The following is a 19897-nucleotide window of genomic DNA, read 5'->3' as shown; positions in this document are numbered from 1 at the left end:
GACCAGATGTTCGCCATCCTAGCGGGCCGCATCCGGCTGGTCCTGGCCAACGCCCGGGGACGCGAGATCGTGCTGCGCACCCTTGGCCCCCTGGACATCCTGGGCGAGATGTCCCTCATCGACGGCGAGCCGCGCTCGGCCATGCGACGGCAGCCGAGGCGACCACCTGCCTTGTCCTGCCGCGCGCCCGGTTTCAGGCCGTGGCGCAGCGGCGGCCCGATGTCGGCATGGCGCTGGCCCGCCACCTGTGCAGCCAGCTGCGCCGGACAAATTTCCAGATGGAATCGATCGCGCTTTACGACCTGCAGACCCGGCTGGTCCGGTTCCTGCTGCAAACCATTGCCCACACGCCCGACACCGGCCACGGCAACCAGCGGCGGCTGACCCTTGGCGTCAGCCAAAGCGACGTCTCGGCGATCCTGGGCGCCTCGCGCCCAAAGATCAGCCAGGCGTTCCAGGCGCTGATCGCCGTCAAGGCGATCCGCCGCGACGGCGACGCGTATCTTTGCGACGTGGCCGCCCTTACCAGGTTGTGCGAAGGCGCCCTCGACTAGCCAAGTGCGACGGCACCGAGGTCCCGCCGATCACGGCGGGGTCCCAGCCTTGCCCAACGGCTTCAGTGCCGCTTGCAGAACGTGTCCCGCAAGGCAGTGACAATGGCGGCCACTTCCTCGCGCGCGAGGCTGTAGATCACACTTTTGCCTTCGCGCCTGGTCTGCACGATGCCCTCGGCCCGCAGCCGCATCAGCTGCTGCGAGACGGTGACCGGGCTTGACCCCAGCGCTTCGGCCAGTTGAGTGACGTTGCGCTCGCCATCGACCAGACAGCACAGAATCTGCAGCCGACCCTCATGCGAGAGTGACTTCAGCAGCGCCACCGCCTTCGAGGCCTGCTCGGCCGTTCCGCCGAAGCCTTCCAGGATCTCTGCCATGTTCCACTCCTACTCGCCCGCCCCTACTGGAACGCGCAGCCCTTCTTGAACCCCATCGCCCGGAACACCATCGCCGCCGGGCAGAAGCCGGTGAACGAAGATTGCAGCAGGTTCAGGCCGATGAAGACGGTGAACCAGACGAACAAGGGGGATACATAGGCCGTCAGCACCACGCTGAGAAGGACCATCACCCCGGCAAAACGCAGGACAGCCGCATCAATGGACATTTCGTTACCCTTTCGTGGTTTGTTTCAGCTTGTCGATTCCCAGCACTTTCAGCGCCAGGCTTTCGTAGAACGGCTCGGACGTCCCCTTCCGCAGCTTGCGGATGAAGTACTTCTCGAACCCGGCCTTGGCCAAGTGGACCCACTTGCCCGAGGATGACCAGTTGACGTTGCGCGGCGGGATCTGCGGCTGGGCCACAAACGCGATGCCCCCGTCGCCGAAATCGGCCAGGCAGACCGCGTTCCAGGTGCCGACGCTGTCAGGCTCTTTCCCACGCACGATGTTGCCGATGTTGTGGGCCGTGGCAGTGACCATGCTTTCGATCATGAAACCGGTCTTCGGCACGCCACAGGGGACCGGCGTCGGCCCCATCGGCGGGATCGCGACGCAGACGCCCACAGCGAAGATGTTCTTGAACCTGGGGTTCTGCTGGTGCTTGTCGACGATGGTGAACCCGCGCGGATTGCTGAGGCCCTCGATGCCTGCGACCGGCTTGATCCCCCGGAACGCGGGCAACATCATGGAAAACGCAAACGGCAGGTCTTTTTCAGGCTTCGCTACGCCATCCTCGCCCACTTCCTCGACAATCATGTGGCCGTCTTCCACCCGCTTGATGCGCGTATTAGTCATCCATTTGATGTGCTTGGCCCGCATCTCGGATTCCAGAAGGCCCTTGGTATCGCCCACCCCGTCCAGCCCCAGATGGCCGACGTAGGGTTCGGGAGTGACAAAAGTCATCGGCACCCGGTCCCGCACCTTGGCCCGCCGCAAGGCCGTCTCCAGAATGAACAGGAACTCATAGGCCGGGCCGAAACAGCTTGCCCCTTGCGCGGCACCGATGACCACCGGGCCGGGGTTTGCGACCAGCTTGTCGAAAACCGTCTTCGCCGCCTCGGCATGGTCAATGTGGCAGACCGATTGCGTGAAGCCGCCATGCGGCCCGAGACCCGGCACCTCGTCAAAGGCCAGCTCCGGCCCCGTGGCGATCACGAGGTAGTCGTAGGCCACCGATTTGCCATCGACCAGTTCGATCCGGTTTTCCTCAGCGTGCAGCTTTTCGGCCGCCACCGGGATGAAGTCGATCCCCTTCTTCTGCATCACCGGGGCCAAATCGACCGTGATGTCCTGGCGGTCGCGCCAGCCCACGGCGATCCAGGGGTTCGAGGGCACGAAGTGATACTTCGGGTCCTTCGTCACCACCGTGACCTTGTCCTCGGGCCGCAACTGGTCCTTCAACTCGTAAGCCATGATGGCGCCGCCAAGTCCGGCCCCCAAAACAACGACATGTGCCATTTCAGTCTCCTCTTCTGATCAGGCAGGGATTTCCGACCCGGTCCGGAACACGCGGTAGATTGCCGGGATGACAAGGACGGTCAGCAGGGTTGAACTCAGCAGACCGAACAGCAGGGATATTGCGAGACCCTGGAAGATCGGGTCCGCCAGGATCACCACCGCGCCGATCATGGCGGCGATGGCGGTCAGCAGGATCGGCTTGAAGCGGATCGCCCCGGCCTCGATCAGAAGGTCCACCGTGACCCCGCCCCCGTGGCGGATGAAGTCCACCAAGAGGATCGAGTTGCGCACGATGATCCCGGCCAGCGCAATGAAGCCGATCATTGACGTGGCCGAAAACGGTGCGTTGAAGAGCCAGTGGCCCAGCATGATTCCAAGGAACGTCAGCGGGATCGGCGTCAGGATCACCAGCGGCAGCTTGAACGACCCGAACTGCGCCACGACCAGGATGTAGATGCCCAGAAGTGCTATCCCGAACGCCGCCCCCATGTCGCGGAAGGTGACGAAGGTCACTTCCCACTCGCCGTCCCAGAGGAGGGTGACCTTGCCCTCATCCTCGGGCTGGCCGTGCAGCGAGATTTCAGGCTCGGTCCCTGCGGGCCACTCCATCTTTTCAATCTGATCGGCGACCGCCAGCATCCCATAAAGCGGAGCCTCGAAGTCACCCGCCAGTTCCGCCGTCACCATCTCGGCATCGCGGCCGTTGTGGCGGAAGATCGGGAAGCTTGCGGCCTCCTCCTCGACCCGGATCACATCGCCCAGTTCCACCACCCCCCGCGCGCCCGGCAGGGCATTTGCGGGGATGGGCGTTGTCAGGAACCGCTCATCCAGCACCCGGTCCGACTTGTCGCGCCCCACCACCAGCGGGATCGGCAAGCGGCCCTCGCCCCGGTGCGAATAGCCCACCGTCTGCCCGCCGTTCAGCAGGGCCAGCGTGTCGAACACGTCCTGCTCCTGGACCGCGTAGAAATCGAGGTCGTCGGAAGAGATCGTCGCCCGCAACCTGCGCGCCTGCGTCCCAAAGCTGTCGTCCACGTCCACGATGAACGGCACCGCCTGAAACGCCTCGCGGATCTTCGTCGCCGCCGCGCGCCGCGTTTCGGCATCCGGCCCGTACACCTCGGCCAGCAGGGTCGAGATCACTGGCGGCCCTGGCGGCGGCTCCACCACCTTCAGGCTTGTCCCTTCCGGCACCGCCAGCGTCTTCAGCCGCTCGCGCAGGTCCAAAGCGATGTCATGGCTCGCCCGGTCGCGGTCGGCCTTGCCGGTCAGGTTGATCGCCACCTCGCCCAGTTGCGGCTCGGACCGCAGGTAATAGTGCCGCACCAAGCCGTTGAAGTTGAAGGGCGCTGGCGTCCCGGCATAGGTCTGGACCGAGGTCACCTCGGGCAGCCCCATGACCACATCCGCCACATCCCGCGCCACGCGGTCCGTCGCCTCGGTCGAGGACCCCTCGGGCAGGTCGATCACCACCGACAGCTCGGACTTGTTGTCGAACGGCAGCAGCTTCACCGTCACGTCGCGGGTATAAAGCGCCGCCAGCGACCCAAAGGACAGGGCTGCGGTGACGAGGAGGAAGCCCAGGCTGCGGGCCTTTGTCTTCAGGATCGGGCGTGCAGTGGCCGCGTAAGCCTTTTCCAGCCACCCGCCGTGATGCCCGCCATATTCGTCATCGCCCGCGTGGTCGGCCATGTTCGCCCGGCCCGCGATCTTGACCATCAGCCAAGGGGTGATGATGACCGCCACAAAGAAGGAAAAGATCATCGCGGCGCTGGCATTGGCCGGGATCGGGGACATGTAGGGGCCCATCAGCCCGCTGACGAACAGCATCGGCAGCAGCGCCACCACCACCGTCAGCGTCGCCACGATGGTCGGGTTCCCGACCTCGGCCACGGCCTCGATGGCCGCCTGCACCCGCGACTTCTTGCGGTCCATGCCCCAATGCCGGTCGATGTTCTCGATCACCACGATGGCGTCGTCGACCAGGATGCCGATGGAGAAGATCAGCGCGAAAAGGCTGACCCGGTTCAGCGTGAACCCCATCACCCAGGCCGCAAAGAGGGTCAGGAGGATCGTCACCGGAATGACGATCGCCACCACACCCGCCTCGCGCCAGCCGATCGCAAGCCAGACCAGCGCGATGATCGAGACCGTCGCCAGACCCAGGTGGAACAGCAGTTCGTTCGCCTTCTCGTTCGCCGTCTCGCCATAGTCGCGGGTGATCGTCACCGTTACGCCTTCGGGGATCAGCTTCGTCTTCAAAGCCTCCACCCGGTGCAGCACCTCCTCGGCCACCACCACCGCGTTCGCTCCGGCCCGCTTGGCAATCGCCAGCGTCACCGCCGGGCCACCGGCCCCGTCCTTGGACAGATGCGAGACGATGGCGTCCCTGGTGTTCTCGACATACCGGACCGTCGCCACGTCCGACACATAGACCGGCCGCCCGTCCCGCGTGGTCAGCAAAAGCTGCGCCACCTCGGCCGGAGCCGTCAGGGTCTCGCCTGCCACCAGGTCCACCATCTGCCCCTGATCGCGCAGTTTGCCGGTGTTCAGCGTCCGGTTCGCCTGCGCCACCTTCCCCGCCAGCTGCTGCAAGGTCACGCCATACAACGCCAAACGGTCCGGGTCCGGCTCGATCCGGATCGCGTCCTGCGCGTCGCCCACCAGATAGGTCAGCCCCACATCCTCGGTCTTCGCGACCTCGGTCTGCAGCGTCCGGGCAATCCGCGTCAGGTCATTGGCACTCATGTCCTCGGCCGACAGCGTCAGCGTCAGGATCGCTACATCGTCAATCCCCCGCCCCACGATCAGCGGCTCGGGGATGCCCACCGGGATCGCCCCGATATTCGCGCGCACCTTGTCATGCACCCGCAGGATCGCATCCTCGGACCGCGTGCCCACCTCGAACCGCGCCGTCACCATCGCCGCATCGTCGCGGGTGGAGGAATAGACGTGTTCGACGTCGTTGATGCCCTTGACGATGACCTCCAGCGGTTCCGTCACCAGCTTGACCGCATCCTCGGCCTTCAGCCCCTGCGCCATCACATGGATGTCGACCAATGGAACCGAGATCTGCGGCTCTTCCTCACGCGGCAGGCTGATCAGCGCCACCACACCCGCCGCCAAAGCCGCAAGAATGAACAGCGGAGTCAGGGCCGAGTTGATGAAGGCCTTCGTCAGCCCCCCGGCGATGCCCAGCGGATGCTTACTCATGACCCACCTCGCCCGGGACTTCCGAGGCCACATCGGCGGCAGAAACCACCACATCGCCCGCAACAAGACCGCTGATCACCTCGACCATCTCGACCCCATCTACGACATGCATCTCGCCCGGCACGATGGACCGCAGCGCGGCCCCCTCGGCCCCCTGCACGCCGATGAAGTCGAGACCAGCCCGCGTGACCACATCCGCCGCAGGCAGCATCAGCGCCTCACGTTCGCCAACCGGAAGCCGCACCAGCATCCGCGCGCCGACATAGGTGTCGGGCAGGCCCTCGATCTCGACGTCGGCCACCACACGGCCACCCTCGATCAGCGGATAGACCCGGGCCAAAGTGCCCTCACGGTCCTCGCCCGCTTCGGAAATCAGAATCTTGTCGCCCGCTTCCAGCGCTGTCGCATGCCGCTCGGGCACCGCGATGCGCAGGAAGGTCCCGCCACCGCCCACCACGGCCACCACCTCGCCCGGCATCAGCACCGCGCCCTTGGTCAAGGGCACGTCCAGCACCCGACCCGCGACGGGGGCCAGCACGACCCCCTCCTTCGCCTGCTGGGAAATCACATCCGCCTGCGCGCCAAGCGAAGCGATCTGCCCCTTCAGCACATCCACTTGCGTCCGCAGTGCGTCAACGCGCTGAGTCGTCGTAACCCCGTTCTTCAGCAAATCCTCGCCGCGCTGCAGGTCAGCCTCGGCGTTCGCCAGCTGCGCGCCCAGCGCCTCCCGCTGCGCCGCAAGGGCCGCCAGCTGGAAATCCAGCTTGTCATCGACGATCCGCGCCAGTTCCTGCCCGGCTTCGACCAGCTCGCCCTCGGCCACCGACAGCTCGACCAAGGTGCCCCCGATCCGTGCCCGCGCCGGGCTGCGGTCCCGCGCCTCGACCGTGCCGTAGACGGCCTTCCACTCGGTCACTGTGACCGGAGCCAAGGTCAGCGGCTCGGCCTGAAGCGGCGCGGAAAGGGCAAGCAGACTTGCGGCAAGCAGAAAGGATGATGGGCGGATCATGCAATGGCCTCCTGGATTGGCCATTACATATATAAAGCTTACTAGCTTTGCAATAGTTAGGTTTCAGATTTCCGGCGCGCCGTCTTCTTGACGAAGAGGTCGGAACCGCAGCCCAACCCGTGCCCATCCGTGCTTCTGCGAGGCACGGACCCTGTGCAATGCGGAACGGCGCGCCGGACCCAACCGACGCGCCGCCCAAACCTTAAGATTTCCTGAACGCCCGCAACCAAGTTACTGACTTTTCAAGGCTATTCGTGATTGTCCACCGTGGACAGATTCAGGCTTCGACCCACAATCCCTCGTCCTTGACGATCTTGTAGGCCTCGTCCAGCGACTTTTTCGCCCGCGTGATCAGGATGTCGATCTCGTCCGTCGTGATCACCAGCGGTGGCGCGATGATCATCCGATCTCCCACCGCCCGCATGATCAGATCATTGGCAAAGCACCGCTCGCGGGTCCGGTAACCCACATTCGCATCCTCGGGGAACTTCGCCCGCTTGGCCTTGTTCGGGGTCAGCGCGATGGACCCCATGAGGCCGACCAGCTTGGCCTCGCCCACCATCGGATGGTCTGCCAGAGCCTCCCACCGCTCCCGCAGATACGGGGACGCCACGTCCCGCACATGCTCGACGATGTGCTCGTCCTGCATGATCCGCAGGTTCTCCAGCGCGACGGCCGCCGCCACCGGATGACCGGAATAGGTGTAGCCGTGGAAGAACTCCCCCGCCCCCCCGACAACTTCGGCCACCTCATCACAGACGATCGACCCGCCGATCGGCTGGTAGCCCGACGAGAGCCCCTTCGCGATGGTCATGATGTGCGGCTTGATCCCGAAGGTCTGGCTGCCGAACCAGTTCCCCGTCCGCCCAAACCCGGTGATCACCTCGTCCGCGATCAAGAGGATGCCGTACTTGTCGCAGATCCGCTGGATTTCCGGCCAGTAGGTCTTCGGAGGGATAATCACCCCGCCCGCGCCCTGCACCGGCTCGCCGATGAAGGCCGCCACGTTGTCCGGCCCGATCTGCAGGATCTTCTCCTCCAGCTGCCGCGCCCGCGCCAGGCCGAAGTCATCCTCCGGCATGTCCCCGCCCTCACCCCACCAGTAGGGCTGGTCGATATGCTCGATCCCGTCGATCTTGCCGCCATGCGCGTGGATCGGCTTCATGCCCCCAAGCGACCCGCCGCCCATCGTCGACCCGTGATACCCATTCCACCGCGCGATGATCGTCTTGCGCCAGGGCATCCCCTTCACATCCCAGTACCGGCGCACCAGACGAATATTGGTGTCATTCGCCTCGGACCCCGACCCCGCAAAGAACACATGGTTCAGGTCGCCCGGCGCGAGTTTGGCAATCTCCGCCGCCAGAGCGATGGCCGGCACATGCGTCGTCTGGAAGAAGGTGTTGTAATAGGCCAACTCCTCCATCTGCCGCGCCGCGACCTGAGCCAGTTCCTTGCGCCCATAGCCGATGTTCACGCACCACAGCCCCGCCATCCCGTCGATGATCCGGTGGCCTTCGCTGTCAGTCAGCCAGACGCCCTCGCCCCGCGTGATGACCCGAGCGCCCTTGGCCGCCAGTCCCGCCTTGTCGGTAAAGGGGTGAAAGTGGTGCGCCGCGTCCAGACGCTGCAACTCCGCCGTCGGCATGTGGTTGGTGATCATGTTCATCGGGTGACCTCGCAGGAATCGGCAGGGCCGGATGCCCCGTCTCCACTACAGGATATGATCAAACCCGCCGCCATTCAAGAAATTTGATCAAATTATGAAACGACCCGGAAACCCTTTCACATTTGCCCAAATATCCCCGCCGGAGGCATCCCGAGCCGCTTTGCGTCCTTCACGCAAAGCGGCGAGACAAAAGCCGCGCGCGGAACGCGCTCATTTCGAAAACCGTCAGTTGCCCTCGGCCAAGGCCTGCCGGACGTGATCCACACCCTGCTGGATGTCCTGCTCGATGGCCCGCGCCAGACCCTTCGCATCCCCCGCCCGCATCGCCGCCAAAGCCTCGCGGTGCAGGTCCGGTGCCACATCCCGGCCGTACCGGTCGATCACGGCGCGCAACGACGGCCCTGCCCGCAGCCACAAGGACCGCGCAAGGTCCAGAAGGACCGGGGCCTCCGCCGCCTCATAAAGCGCAAAGTGGAACGCGTGGTTCGCGGCCAGGTAATCCGGCAGCTTGCCCGCCGCGATGGCCCGGTTCACCGCCCCGTCGATCGCCTCCAGCCGGTCGATCTGCGCCGAGGTCAGGCGGGGTGCCGCAAGTTCGGCCAGCTTCGGCTCGATCGCCAGCCGCGCAAAGGCCACCTGCTCTAGCAACGCTGGCGACAGTTCCGGCACCGCCACCCGCCGGTTCCCTTGCGGCAGCAGCGCGCCCTCAGCCGTCAGCCGCCGGATCGCCTCACGCACCGGGGTCATCCCGGCCCCCAGATCGGTGATCAGCCCCTGAATCGTCACCGGCGCCCCGGGAGCGAGATGCCCATACAGGATCATGTCACGCAGCCGCGCATAGGTGACCTCGTGGCTGGGGATCTTGCGGCTGTCGGCGTCCATCGGGGCTCCCTTCGCTTCGCCCCTTTATGACGCCATCTGCCCGGCAATCAAGAGTTGATCAAATTCTCATAGCGGTTTGGGCGCGTACCTGAACCGCGTCACATCCGCCGTCCAGCCCTGCCCCGTCAGGTCATGCGCCACGACGCCCACAAAGGCGCCGGTAAAGCTGGCGTGCTCCCCGCGCCCGCCTTCGTCCGACACCACGGACGCATCCAGCTCCGGCCCCACCGCCACCCCGTTGACGCTGAACCGCTGCACCGCCCGGTCCACCACGACGCCCAGCGTGACCTTGCCCTCGGCCACCGGGAACCGCCCGTGGAAGGTCAGCGCCTCGCCCGGCCAGTCACCTTCGCAGGACACCAGCGTCACCACCCGCTCGCCCGCTTCGCGCGTCACCAGTGCCGCATGAAACTTGTGCCGGTTGTAATAGGTGATCAGCCCCGCCGCCCGCTGCCAGTTGGGCGGATCGGCGACCACATCACACTCCGCCTCATACGACGGCTCATCCTGCCGCCGCGCGAGGAGGCTTTGCTCGAACCACGACCCCAGACTTTCGCGCCCGATCAGCCGCAAGGCATTCCCGGTCATCTGGAAAATTCGCTGCGGCGCGGGTGTCCGCAGCCACTGGAAGTCATCCGGCAGGACAGCGCTGGTGAAGTCATACTCCACCGCCCCCGGCACCACCCGCTCCACCGGCAAATCGACCTTGGTCGGCGGCAACATCCCCCCGTCCTTCAGCCACAGCCACCCGTCGCGCCAGATGACCTCGGCCAGCCCCGTCTCGCGCCCCGTCGCACAGAAGAGCCCCCGAGGCCCCTGCTGCGGCCGCCCGCACAGGAACGAATGCCAGAACCGCCCGTCATGCCCCTCGACATACTGCCCATGCCCCATCCGCTGAATGGGGTTCTCCGGCGAAAACCGAGCTGTGATCACATGTTTCTCGGGATGAGTTTCGTACGGCCCCCGGATGTCCCGCGACCGGGCCAAAGTCACCGCATGGTCATAGCCCGTCCCACCTTCGGCCGTCGTCAGATAGTAGTAGCCGTCATGCCAAAAGAGATGCGGCGCTTCGGTCAGCCCAAGGTCGGTGCCCAGGTAGATCGTCGTGACCTCACCCAGCAGCCCCTCTTCCGGGTGCCATTCCTGCAACTCGATCCCGTCGAACAGGTCGTTGGCCGGGTTCAGCCCCGTCCCCTTCCCCCGATGGTTCCAGCGCATGTTGACGAACCACTTCCGCCCGTCCCGGTCATGGAAGAGCGACGGATCGAAGCCCGACGAGGTCACATATTTCGGATCGGACCAGTCGCCGTCGATGGTCGCACAGGTGACGATGTAGTTGTGCGCGTCCTTGAAGGCCCCATCCAGCCGCTTCACGTCCGTGTAAACCAGCCAGAACCGCCCGTCGGCATACGAAAGACACGGCGCCCAGATGCCGCAGCTGTCCGGGTTCCCCCGCATGTCCAACTGGCTCGCCCGCCGCAGGGGGCGGCTCACCAGCTGCCAGTTCACCAGATCGCGCGAGTGGTGGATCTGCACCCCCGGATACCATTCAAAGGTCGAGGTCGCGATGTAGTAATCCTCGCCCACCCGGCAGAAGCTTGGATCGGCATTGAAGCCGCGGATCACAGGATTTTCCAGCATCATCAGTCCCTTGATTGATACGGGCGGAGGGACCCCTCAATCCCTCCGCCCGCCCGCGGCCGACCTGACAGGGAGGTGCCAGGTCTCGGCCAACGCTTAGACCATCAACGCCCGCGCCTCATCCGGCGACAGGGCCGCAGGTCGGGTGCAGGTGGTGGTCAGGGTGACAAAGCCCCCTGTCTCTCCTGAGGTCAGGCAGGCGGTCATCACGTCCACCCCGTGCAGCGTCCGCTCCAGTGAACACCGCGCATCGCGCCCGCCCTGCAGCGCCGCGACCATGTCGGCCAGCCCTGCCGTGCGATAGTTCGCCAACGGCCCGCGCTGCGGATGCTCCTGGTTCGGGATGCCGAACGGATGATCCCAGGGCGCAACCTCAGTCAGGGTTCCGGCCTTGTCCGTCACCTCGACCGTGCCACCGAAGAAGTTCGGGTCCGGCACATACAGCGTCCCCTCGGTCCCGTAGAACTCGAAATGGTTGCGCTTGTGGTGCCAGACGTCCCAGCTTGTGGTCAGGTTCACCACCGCGCCCGAATGGAACTCCAGCAGCGCATGGATGTTCGTCGGCGTCTTCACGGGGATCTCCTGCCCCGCCCGCGCGCCCGACCCGATGGTCCGGGTGGGCGTCGCCGAGGAGGTGATCGCCCCCACCCGTTTCACCGGCCCGAGGAAGTTGATCAGGTTCGCCACATAATACGGCCCGAGGTCCAGCATCGGCCCCGCGCCCGGCAGGAAGAAGAACTCCGGGCTGGGATGCCAGCCTTCCGGCCCGTGGTTCTGCACGCAGGCGACCGCCGTGGTGATCGTGCCGATCCGCCCTTCGTCGATCAGCGCCCGCGCCTGCTGGTGCGCGCCGCCCAGGAACGTGTCCGGCGCGCAACCCACCGCCAGCCCCTTCGACGCCGCGAGGTCCCGCAGCGTCTTGCCCTCGTCCAGCGTCAGCACCAGCGGCTTTTCGGAATAGGCGTGCTTGCCCGCCTCCAGAATCCGCTTCGTCACCGCGTAATGCGCGTCCGGGATGGTGAGGTTGATCACCACATCCACGTCCTTGTTCGCCAGAAGGTCATCGACCGACTGCGCCTTGACGCCGAACTCCTCGGCCCGCGCCTTCGCGGCCTCCATGTTCAGGTCGGCGACGGCCCGAACCTCAAGCCCCTTGAACAGGGGCGCCAGCCGCAGATACGCGCTGGAGATGTTGCCCGCTCCGATGATCCCGATACCAAGATTTGCCATTTTCCCTATTCCTCAGAAAGCTTTGGCCGAAGCGATGGAGCGGGTAGCGAACCGCGCATCATCCTTCGGGTTGTCGTGTTCCATGACGAAGTGCTTGACCCCGATCTTGCGCAGCGCGGCCATGATGGACGTCCAGTCCACCGTACCGAGACCCACGTCCGACCAGCCGTCCTCGTCCTTGTTCTCGCCCGCGGGCGCGATGTCCTTGACGTGTGCCGCTGTGATCCGGTCCTTGTATTTCTCGATCCAGGCCAAGGGGTCCGCGCCGCCCCGGATCACCCAGGCCACGTCCATCTCCCATTCCAGCCCCGGCCCACCCTCGAAAATGCGGTCCTGCGGCATCGACCCATCGGACAGCGCCTTGAACTCGAAGTCATGGTTGTGCCAGCCGAAGCCATAGCCCGCCGCCTTGTAAGGCGCGCCGGCCTTCTGCAGCCGCGCGCCGAACGCCTTCCACCCCGCCGCGTCCGAGGGGCGGTCGTCGGGCATGACATAGGGGCAGTAAAGCCGCTCCATCTTCAGCGCCTTGGCGATGCCCAGCACCTTCTCGACGTCGGTCTCCAGCTGCGCGAGGCCGAAATGCCCCGTCGGCATCGTCAGCCCGGTGGCCTTCAGACCTTCCGCCGTCGCCGCCACCGCCGCATCATCGGCATAAAGTGCGCCATAGCCCTCGACGGCGGTGTAACCCGCCTTCGACACCATCTCGAAGGTCCGCGACATGGGCGGGAAGTTGCGTGAGGAATAGAGTTGATAGCTGAACATGGGTTAGCCTTTCGTCAGCCGCCATAGGTGGCGGAATGGAGATCTCTCAGGGTGAAGGTGGGCACCGCCGAGGGATCCTCGGGGGTGAAGGTGATCGTGGTCGGATAGCCGGGGAACATCGTGACTGCGTTCGTCGAGAAGCGGCCAGGAACTTCAGATTCAACTGCAACAAACGGGGCGAGTACATTGACTTGCAACGTCAATTTCCAAACGTCACCGTCGCGCTCGATATCCGCCGTCAGGCCCGAGGGCATGAGGTCATAGGTCTTCCACGGCTTCGGCGCATGCACGTCCCCGCCCTGCGCATCGCCGCTCCAGGCAAAGGCCAGAACCTCATCCGCCCGCAAGGCATCGGCGGCCACCGTCAGCACCGGCAACGCCGCATCCGGGCTCACCGTGACAGTCGCCTGACCAACCGTGCGCACCGTCCCATCCATCGCCGCCGCGTTGGCCGTGACGGTGATCGTCACCGCCTCGGGCCGGTCATTGACCGCCCGCAGCTCGATCCCGCCGTCCTTCGGCACCGCCGTCACCATCACCGGCGCATAGAACCGTGCGGCCATGTGATGCAGCAGCTTCCAGTTCCCGCCGTGATCGAGGCTGGACCACGAGCAGACCGGCCATGTGTCGTTCAGCTGCCAGTACAGCGTCCCCATGCAATGCGGCTTGAGGCTGCGCCAATGCGTGACCGCCGTCTTGATCGCCAGCCCCTGCTGGACCTGGCTGACATAGACGAAATTCGGGAAATCCACCGGAAAGCGGAAGTAGCGGAACATCGTCTCGGCGATCCGCGCGTTCCCGCCGGGGTTCTTCTGATGGCTCTCCATCACTGGCGCCGCGATGTTCCAGTCCGCCTTGTCCGCGAAGCGCGCGATGGCGGTCAGGGACGGATAGGACTGGAAGCCGAATTCCGAACAGAACCGCGGGCCTACGTCCCGATAGTGATCGAAATCCTTGCCCTCGTGCCACACGGACCAGAAGTGCATGTCGCCCGAAGAGTCATCGTGCCACGCATCCCCAAACGCCATCGGCCCGGGGGACGGAGACGACGGCCACCAGTTCGCCCCCGGCAGCACCGAATGCAGCGCGGCCTCGACCGTGCGGTTCAGCCGGTCGTAGTTCACCAGATACCGGTCCCGATCCTTGCGCGATTCCGGGAACCAGGTCAGCGCGCCGATCAGCTCGTTGTCGCCACACCAAAGGGCGATGCAGGCGTGGTGGCTGATCCGGGAGACAACATCCCGCACCTCGGCATCGACTTCGGTCAGGAACTCTGGCGTCGAGGGATAGAGGTGGCAGGCGAACATGAAGTCCTGCCAGACCATCAGCCCCAGCTCGTCGCAAAGGTCGTAGAACCAGTCCGGCTCATACCGCCCGCCGCCCCAGATGCGCAGCATGTTCATGTTGGCATCGACGGCGGACTGTAACAGCCCGCGCACCCCGTCCACCGTGATCCGCCCGAACAAGGCATCCGCCGGAATCCAGTTCGCGCCCTTGGCAAAGACCGCCCGGCCGTTGACCTGCACGCCAAAGGACCGCCCCGCCGCGTCAGGCTCGCTGACCAGCTTCATGTCGCGAAGGCCAATCCGCTTCACCACCCTCGCGCCGCCACCAGTCAGCACCAGCTCATGCAGCACCTGAGCACCCTGACCCGCAGGCCACCACAACACCGGGTCGCGGACCACAAGCGTCAGCGTCGCCACGCCGCCCACCACGGGCGCAGTTTGCGTGACACCACAAAGACTTGCCGTCACATCCTCAGACGTCGCATGAACCGCCACCCGTACGTCAACCTGACCGGGGGAATGGACCTGATCCACCAGCACATCGCCGATCCGCGGGCCCACCGGCTCCAGCCGCACACAGCCCGAGACCCCGAAGATCCCCAGCGCGATGTTCCAATCCCAGCCAAAATCGCACTGCTGTTTGCGCAGCATGTTGTTGAAGGCAATCGCCCCGTTCACCTGCTGATAGGGGACCGGGAACGGCATCTGCGCTGCCCGGGCCAAGGCCTCGCGGACGGGGGAGCGGAAGTGGATTTCAACCGCATTCTCTCCCACCTGCAAAGCGGACGACACATCCACCCGCCACCGCCGGTGCACGTTGGCCGCCGTCAGGACGAGGACCCCGTTCAGCCGCACCTCGGCCACGGTATCCAGCCCCTCGACCACCAGCCAAGCCGCCGATCCGTCGTGGACAAACACCCGTTTCGCCACCCAGTCGCGTTCGCTGACCCAGCGGCAGGCATATTCGTTCCGGCCCACATACGGGTCCGGGATCACCCCCGCCTTCGCCAGCGCGGAAACCCCATCGCCGGGCAGGTCGAAGTCAATGACATGGGTGCCGCTTTCGTCCGAAAGCGTCCAGCACCCCGCCAGATCAAGCATGGTTCAGATCCTTTGTTCGGACTTCGCGTCAAAGAGCGAGGCCTTGGCAATATCCAGCGCAAGATGCACCTTGGTCCCCGAAGGCAGCCGCCCCTCGACCGGAACACGCACGCAGATGTCCTTGGTCCCCGCCTTCAGCCACAAAAGGCTGTCCGCGCCGAGGTGTTCGTCAATTTCCACCACCGCCGGGATCGACGGGCCGGCAGGGGCCTCGTGCGAAACGGTGATATGTTCGGGACGCACCCCCAGGATCGCCTGATCCCGCTCCAGCACTGCGCCGCCGTCATAGCCCGCAAGGCTGATGCGCAGGTCGCCAAAGACAAAGGTCTTGCCGCCATCGACCGTCTTGCCGTGCAGGAAGTTCATCGGTGGGCTGCCGATGAAGCCCGCAACGAACAGGTTCGTAGGCTTGTTGTAGATGGTCTGCGGGTCCGAAAGCTGCTGGATCACGCCACCCTTCATCACCGCGATCCGGTCGGCCAGGGTCAGCGCCTCGATCTGGTCATGGGTCACGTAGACCATCGTGTTGCCCAAGGCGTTGTGCAGGCGCTTGATTTCCACCCGCAGCTCGGAGCGCAGCTTGGCGTCCAGGTTGGACAAGGGTTCGTCGAACAGGAACACGTCCACGTCCCGCACCAGCGCCCGGCCGATCGCAACGCGTTGCCGCTGACCGCCCGACAGCGCCGCAGGCTTGCGGTCCAGAAGCGGCTGGATCTGCAGGATTTCGGCCGCACGGGCGATCCGTTTGTCGATCTCGGGCTGCGGGACCTTGGCGTTCTTCAACCCGAAGGACAGGTTCCCCCGCACCGTCATCTGGGGGTAAAGCGCGTAGGACTGGAACACCATTCCGATGCCGCGTTCGCTAGGCTCGGACCAGGTGACGTTCTTCCCCTTTATCCAGATCTGCCCGTCGGTGATGTCCAAGAGCCCCGCCAGACAGTTCAGCAACGTCGACTTTCCGCAGCCCGACGGGCCCAGAAGCACCACGAATTCCCCCTCCGCCACATCGAGGTTCATGTTCTTCAACACCGACACCGAGCCGAAGTTCAGCGTCAGGTCCTTGACTTCAATCGAGTTAACCATGTGTCAGCCTTTCACGGCACCGGCGGCGATACCGCGCACGAAGAGTTTGCCAGAGACGAAATACACAATCAGCGGCACGAGGCCCGTCAGCACCGTGGCGGCCATGTTGACGTTGTATTCCTTCACCCCCTGGACCGAGTTGACGATGTTGTTCAGCTGCACGGTCATCGGGTAGATGTCCGGCTTGGTGAAGACGACACCGAAGAGGAAGTCGTTCCAGATCCCCGTCACCTGCAGGATCAGCGCCACCACGAAGATCGGCAGGCTCATCGGCAGCATGATGCGGAAGTAGATGCCCCAGAACCCGGCGCCATCGACGCGGGCGGCCTTGAACAATTCCTCGGGGATCGAACTGAAGTAGTTGCGGAACAACAGCGTCAGGATCGGCATCCCGAAGATCGTGTGCACGATGATGAGGCCCCAGAGCGTGCCGTAGATCCCCGCCTCGCGCAGCAGGATCACGATGGGATAAAGCATGATCTGGTAGGGGATGAAGGACCCGAAGATCAGGATGGTGAAGAAGATGTCCGATCCCTTGAACTTCCAGTTGATCAGCGCGTAGCCGTTCACCGAGGCAATGGCGATCGACACGATGACCGACGGCACGGTGATCATGACCGAGTTCCAGAAGCCACGGCTAAGCCCGTCGCAGTTCAGGCCGGTGCAGGCCTCGGACCAGGCCTTGACCCAGGGCTGGAAGGTGATCTCGACCGGAGGCGAGAAGATGTTGCCCAGGCGCACCTCGGGCATCCCCTTCAGGCTGGTCATCACCATCACCCACAGGGGCAGCAGGTAATAGACGCAGACCACGATCAGGATGCCGTACAGCATGATGTTGCGGGGGTTCATCGCCCGCTTGGGCTTGGTGCCCCGGGGGCCGGTCATCGAAGCGGATTGGGCCATCGATACATCAGCCATGCTTCTTGCCTCCGAATTCCAGATAGGCCCAGGGGATCAGCACGATCAGGACGCTGAGCAGCATCATGGTCGAGGCCGCAAAGCCCTGCCCCAGGTTCTGCGCCTGGAACATGTAGTCGTAGACGTACATCGCGGGGACCTGGCTGGCGTTGCCACCCGGCCCGCCGCTCGTCATTGCGACCACCAGGTCGTAAAGCCGAATGATGCCACTGGCGACGATCACCAGCGTGGTGATGAAGACCGCGCGCATCATCGGGATGATCACCACGACATAGGTCTTCCAGGTCGGAATGCCGTCGACGCGGGTGGCCTTCCAGATATCCTCGTCAATGCCGCGCAGGCCCGCGAGCATCAGGCACATGACAAAGCCGGTGCCTTGCCAAAGCCCGGCGATCAGAAGGCCGTACAGCACCGTATCGGGGTTGTTCAGCGGGTCGAAGGTGAAGCTTGTCCACCCCATGTCGCGCACCACGCCCTGGATGCCGAAGTCGGGGTTCAGGATCCACTGCCACACCAGGCCCGTCACGATGAAGGACAGCGCGAAGGGATAGAGCATGATCGTGCGGAACGTGTCCTCGTAGCGGATCTTCTGGTCCATCAGCACCGCTAGGATGAAGCCCATCACGATGGTAAAGATCAGCGACATCACGCCGTAGAAGAACAGATTCTCGATCGAGACGACCCAGCGGTTGGTGTCCCAAAGCCGCTCGTACTGATCCAGGCCAACCCAGCGCGTGCGGGGCAACAGCTTTGAATCGGTGAAGGAATAGACGACGGTCCAGATCGTGCCGCCGACAAAGATCACCAAGGCCGTCGCGATCATCGGCAAGGCCGCGATCTTGGCACTGATGTTGCGAGTCCACCGCGCGCGCGGTCGTGCCGCGGAAGTCGTGCGGATTGCCTCCGCTTCGCTGGTCACCGACATCGGCCCCTGCCCCCCTTGTCGTCCTACAGGTGCGAAAGGGGCTGCCCGCGGAGGGACAGCCCCAGTCTTCAAGCCAGTCTCAGAGACCCGACTTCAGATTTTCGACCCACTTGGCATGGGCATCGGCTGCCGGCATGTCGGACTTCCAGAATTCGACCATCAGGTCTTCGTTCTGCTTCTGGACGTCCGGCGACCAGACCATGTCGCCCGAGGGGACGATGTTGCCACCGGCCAGGATCTCAAGGCCCTTCTTCATGCAGTCGTTGGCGGCCGAAAGGTCGATGTCGCCCCGGATCGGCAAGGAGCCCTTCTTCAGGTTGAAGGCGACCTGCACTTCCGGGCTGACCAACTGGGCGGCCAGACGCTTCTGGGCGGCTTCCTTCTCCGGATCATCCAGCTTCGGGAAGTAGAAGGCGTCGCCGCCGGTCGAGATGTACTCGTTCAGACCCAGACCCGGCAGGCAGGTGTAATCCTTGCCAGCCACTTCGCCCGCGACCTGGAATTCACCCTGCGCCCAGTCACCCATGATCTGGCCGGCGGCCTGATCGGTGATGACCAGGTTGGTCGCCTGGTTCCAGTCCTGAACGGCCGAACCCTTGGCCAGTTCACGGGCGGCAGCAGCCGCCTCAAAGACCTTGGCGTATTCCGGGCCAGCGGCAACATCCATGTTCTTGTCGACGTTCACGGCCTTCCAGGCGTCAAGCCCGGCCACGGCGATCTGCATCGCGCCGAAGGCAAGGTTCGACTGCCAGGGCTGGTCGCCCAGGGCCAGCGGCAGCTTGCCCGCATCGCGGACAGCAGGAGCCGAGGCGACGAACTCGTCCCAGTTGGTCGGAACCGGCAGGCCCAGATCCTCGTAGACCTTGTTCGACAGCCACAGCCATTCCGGCGAGTGGATGTTGACCGGGGCGCAGTAGATCTTGCCGTCGACGGTGCAGGCGTCCAGCAGGCTTGGCGGATAGACGACCTCTTTCCAGTTGTTCGCCTCGGCCACGTCGGTCAGGTCCAGCATCAGGCCCGCCTCGACCAGTTCCAGCGCCTGCTGGCCGTGGTTGAACTGGGTGGCCCCCATCGGGTCGCCCCCGGTGATGCGGGAAATCATGATCGGACGGGCAGTGCCGCCGCCGCCAGCGATGGCGCCGTCGACCCATTTGTCGCCGCTTGCGTCGAAGGCCTTTGCCAGTTCGGCCACCGCTGCGGCTTCCCCGCCCGAGGTCCACCAGTGGGTGACCTCAAGCTCGGTCGCCGCGGCGGGCATCGCCACGGACATCGCAAGAAGCGCCGTCATTTTCGAAAGTTTCATACCGTTCCTCCCGGTTTCTAAAACGTTATAGAAATAGCCTATAACGTTATAGTTTTGCCAATCAACATATCTTTTCGCTTGTTCCTGCCCGCTCTCCAAGTTTTCATGAAGGGATGGTTCGCGCTCGTTCGCGCTGAAAACGCCCGGAAAACCGACCCCATGCTGCACCGCAAAAATCGCACCGAATGCCTTGCCGGACGGGATTATCCCGCCCTCGGCCTGGTGACGGTCGCTGCGGATGCAAAAGCCGCTTCGGCCTGCGAATCAGTCCAGGGGATTCGCACTTGGGGTTCGGTCCGTTTGCATACAAACAGGGGGGATCATGGCCACCGTCACTGATCCGCCCACCCCTGATTCGGACACCGCGCGGCCGACGCTGAAGACGATTGCCGCGGCCACGGGCCTGGCCATCGCCACTGTGTCCCG

Annotated in this window: 16 protein-coding genes and 1 pseudogene; 2 read left to right on the top strand and 15 right to left on the bottom strand. The window is 64.5% G+C overall.

The window, feature by feature from the left end; genetic code table 11:
- Positions 1–6 precede the first annotated feature (6 nt).
- Positions 7–81: pseudogene (locus tag U1E69_RS22570) on the top strand (hypothetical protein); the annotation flags it as partial.
- 146 nt (positions 82–227) lie between these two features.
- Entirely contained in the window at positions 228–554 is a 327-nt protein-coding gene (locus U1E69_RS01165) for a helix-turn-helix domain-containing protein (protein ID WP_322242191.1), read from the top strand.
- A 62-nt stretch (positions 555–616) separates the two neighbouring features.
- Here U1E69_RS01165 and U1E69_RS01160 read toward each other — a convergent pair whose 3' ends face one another.
- The 15 genes from U1E69_RS01160 to U1E69_RS01090 all read right to left on the bottom strand — a co-directional run bounded on the left by U1E69_RS01160 (position 617) and on the right by U1E69_RS01090 (position 19471).
- Positions 617–931 carry a metalloregulator ArsR/SmtB family transcription factor gene (locus tag U1E69_RS01160; RefSeq protein ID WP_322242190.1) on the bottom strand — a complete coding sequence of 105 codons (315 nt, stop codon included), beginning with the start codon at positions 929–931 and terminating at the stop codon, positions 617–619.
- Between the two features lie 23 nt (positions 932–954).
- Positions 955–1158, bottom strand: a complete 204-nt coding sequence (locus U1E69_RS01155) for a DUF2892 domain-containing protein (RefSeq protein WP_322242189.1) — start codon at positions 1156–1158, stop codon at positions 955–957.
- A gap of 4 nt (positions 1159–1162) precedes the next feature.
- Positions 1163–2449: an FAD/NAD(P)-binding oxidoreductase gene (locus tag U1E69_RS01150; protein ID WP_322242188.1), complete on the bottom strand. Its 1287-nt coding sequence runs from the start codon at positions 2447–2449 to the stop codon at positions 1163–1165.
- An 18-nt stretch (positions 2450–2467) separates the two neighbouring features.
- On the bottom strand, positions 2468–5662 hold the full coding sequence (locus tag U1E69_RS01145) for an efflux RND transporter permease subunit (RefSeq protein WP_322242187.1): 3195 nt from the start codon (positions 5660–5662) through the stop codon (positions 2468–2470).
- Positions 5655–6671, bottom strand: a complete 1017-nt coding sequence (locus U1E69_RS01140; protein WP_322242186.1) for an efflux RND transporter periplasmic adaptor subunit — start codon at positions 6669–6671, stop codon at positions 5655–5657. Before U1E69_RS01140 ends, U1E69_RS01145 begins: the two co-directional genes overlap by 8 nt.
- A gap of 277 nt (positions 6672–6948) precedes the next feature.
- A complete protein-coding gene (locus U1E69_RS01135) occupies positions 6949–8340 on the bottom strand; it encodes an aspartate aminotransferase family protein (protein WP_322242185.1) in 1392 nt (463 codons plus the stop codon).
- A gap of 225 nt (positions 8341–8565) precedes the next feature.
- Positions 8566–9222: a GntR family transcriptional regulator gene (locus U1E69_RS01130; RefSeq protein ID WP_322242184.1), complete on the bottom strand. Its 657-nt coding sequence runs from the start codon at positions 9220–9222 to the stop codon at positions 8566–8568.
- A gap of 66 nt (positions 9223–9288) precedes the next feature.
- Positions 9289–10863 carry a glycoside hydrolase family 43 protein gene (locus U1E69_RS01125; protein WP_322242182.1) on the bottom strand — a complete coding sequence of 525 codons (1575 nt, stop codon included), beginning with the start codon at positions 10861–10863 and terminating at the stop codon, positions 9289–9291.
- A 96-nt stretch (positions 10864–10959) separates the two neighbouring features.
- A complete protein-coding gene (locus U1E69_RS01120; protein ID WP_322242181.1) occupies positions 10960–12093 on the bottom strand; it encodes a Gfo/Idh/MocA family oxidoreductase in 1134 nt (377 codons plus the stop codon).
- A 12-nt stretch (positions 12094–12105) separates the two neighbouring features.
- Positions 12106–12855, bottom strand: a complete 750-nt coding sequence (locus U1E69_RS01115) for a sugar phosphate isomerase/epimerase (protein ID WP_322242180.1) — start codon at positions 12853–12855, stop codon at positions 12106–12108.
- 14 nt (positions 12856–12869) lie between these two features.
- Positions 12870–15242 carry a beta-mannosidase gene (locus U1E69_RS01110; RefSeq protein ID WP_322242178.1) on the bottom strand — a complete coding sequence of 791 codons (2373 nt, stop codon included), beginning with the start codon at positions 15240–15242 and terminating at the stop codon, positions 12870–12872.
- A 3-nt stretch (positions 15243–15245) separates the two neighbouring features.
- Positions 15246–16325, bottom strand: a complete 1080-nt coding sequence (locus U1E69_RS01105; RefSeq protein ID WP_322242177.1) for a sn-glycerol-3-phosphate ABC transporter ATP-binding protein UgpC — start codon at positions 16323–16325, stop codon at positions 15246–15248.
- A 3-nt stretch (positions 16326–16328) separates the two neighbouring features.
- Positions 16329–17243, bottom strand: a complete 915-nt coding sequence (locus tag U1E69_RS01100) for a carbohydrate ABC transporter permease (protein ID WP_322242176.1) — start codon at positions 17241–17243, stop codon at positions 16329–16331.
- Positions 17236–18168: a carbohydrate ABC transporter permease gene (locus U1E69_RS01095; protein WP_416200244.1), complete on the bottom strand. Its 933-nt coding sequence runs from the start codon at positions 18166–18168 to the stop codon at positions 17236–17238. The genes U1E69_RS01100 and U1E69_RS01095 overlap by 8 nt, the downstream gene beginning before the upstream one ends.
- Positions 18169–18247: 79 nt before the next feature.
- Positions 18248–19471 carry an ABC transporter substrate-binding protein gene (locus U1E69_RS01090; protein ID WP_322242175.1) on the bottom strand — a complete coding sequence of 408 codons (1224 nt, stop codon included), beginning with the start codon at positions 19469–19471 and terminating at the stop codon, positions 18248–18250.
- Between the last annotated feature and the right edge of the window lie 426 nt (positions 19472–19897).

Source organism: Tabrizicola sp. (genome assembly GCF_034366665.1).
Classification (GTDB): domain Bacteria; phylum Pseudomonadota; class Alphaproteobacteria; order Rhodobacterales; family Rhodobacteraceae; genus Tabrizicola.
The sequence above is the reverse complement of the archived record's forward strand: the minus strand, read 5'-3'. Positions and strand labels throughout refer to the sequence as shown.

Coding starts and splice junctions, on each gene's coding strand:
- U1E69_RS01165 (WP_322242191.1), top strand. CDS start 228: ATGGCGCTGGCCCGCCACCTGTGCAGCCAGCTGCGCCGGACAAATTTC.
- U1E69_RS01160 (WP_322242190.1), bottom strand. CDS start 931: ATGGCAGAGATCCTGGAAGGCTTCGGCGGAACGGCCGAGCAGGCCTCG.
- U1E69_RS01155 (WP_322242189.1), bottom strand. CDS start 1,158: ATGTCCATTGATGCGGCTGTCCTGCGTTTTGCCGGGGTGATGGTCCTT.
- U1E69_RS01150 (WP_322242188.1), bottom strand. CDS start 2,449: ATGGCACATGTCGTTGTTTTGGGGGCCGGACTTGGCGGCGCCATCATG.
- U1E69_RS01145 (WP_322242187.1), bottom strand. CDS start 5,662: ATGAGTAAGCATCCGCTGGGCATCGCCGGGGGGCTGACGAAGGCCTTC.
- U1E69_RS01140 (WP_322242186.1), bottom strand. CDS start 6,671: ATGATCCGCCCATCATCCTTTCTGCTTGCCGCAAGTCTGCTTGCCCTT.
- U1E69_RS01135 (WP_322242185.1), bottom strand. CDS start 8,340: ATGAACATGATCACCAACCACATGCCGACGGCGGAGTTGCAGCGTCTG.
- U1E69_RS01130 (WP_322242184.1), bottom strand. CDS start 9,222: ATGGACGCCGACAGCCGCAAGATCCCCAGCCACGAGGTCACCTATGCG.
- U1E69_RS01125 (WP_322242182.1), bottom strand. CDS start 10,863: ATGCTGGAAAATCCTGTGATCCGCGGCTTCAATGCCGATCCAAGCTTC.
- U1E69_RS01120 (WP_322242181.1), bottom strand. CDS start 12,093: ATGGCAAATCTTGGTATCGGGATCATCGGAGCGGGCAACATCTCCAGC.
- U1E69_RS01115 (WP_322242180.1), bottom strand. CDS start 12,855: ATGTTCAGCTATCAACTCTATTCCTCACGCAACTTCCCGCCCATGTCG.
- U1E69_RS01110 (WP_322242178.1), bottom strand. CDS start 15,242: ATGCTTGATCTGGCGGGGTGCTGGACGCTTTCGGACGAAAGCGGCACC.
- U1E69_RS01105 (WP_322242177.1), bottom strand. CDS start 16,325: ATGGTTAACTCGATTGAAGTCAAGGACCTGACGCTGAACTTCGGCTCG.
- U1E69_RS01100 (WP_322242176.1), bottom strand. CDS start 17,243: ATGGCTGATGTATCGATGGCCCAATCCGCTTCGATGACCGGCCCCCGG.
- U1E69_RS01095 (WP_416200244.1), bottom strand. CDS start 18,168: ATGTCGGTGACCAGCGAAGCGGAGGCAATCCGCACGACTTCCGCGGCA.
- U1E69_RS01090 (WP_322242175.1), bottom strand. CDS start 19,471: ATGAAACTTTCGAAAATGACGGCGCTTCTTGCGATGTCCGTGGCGATG.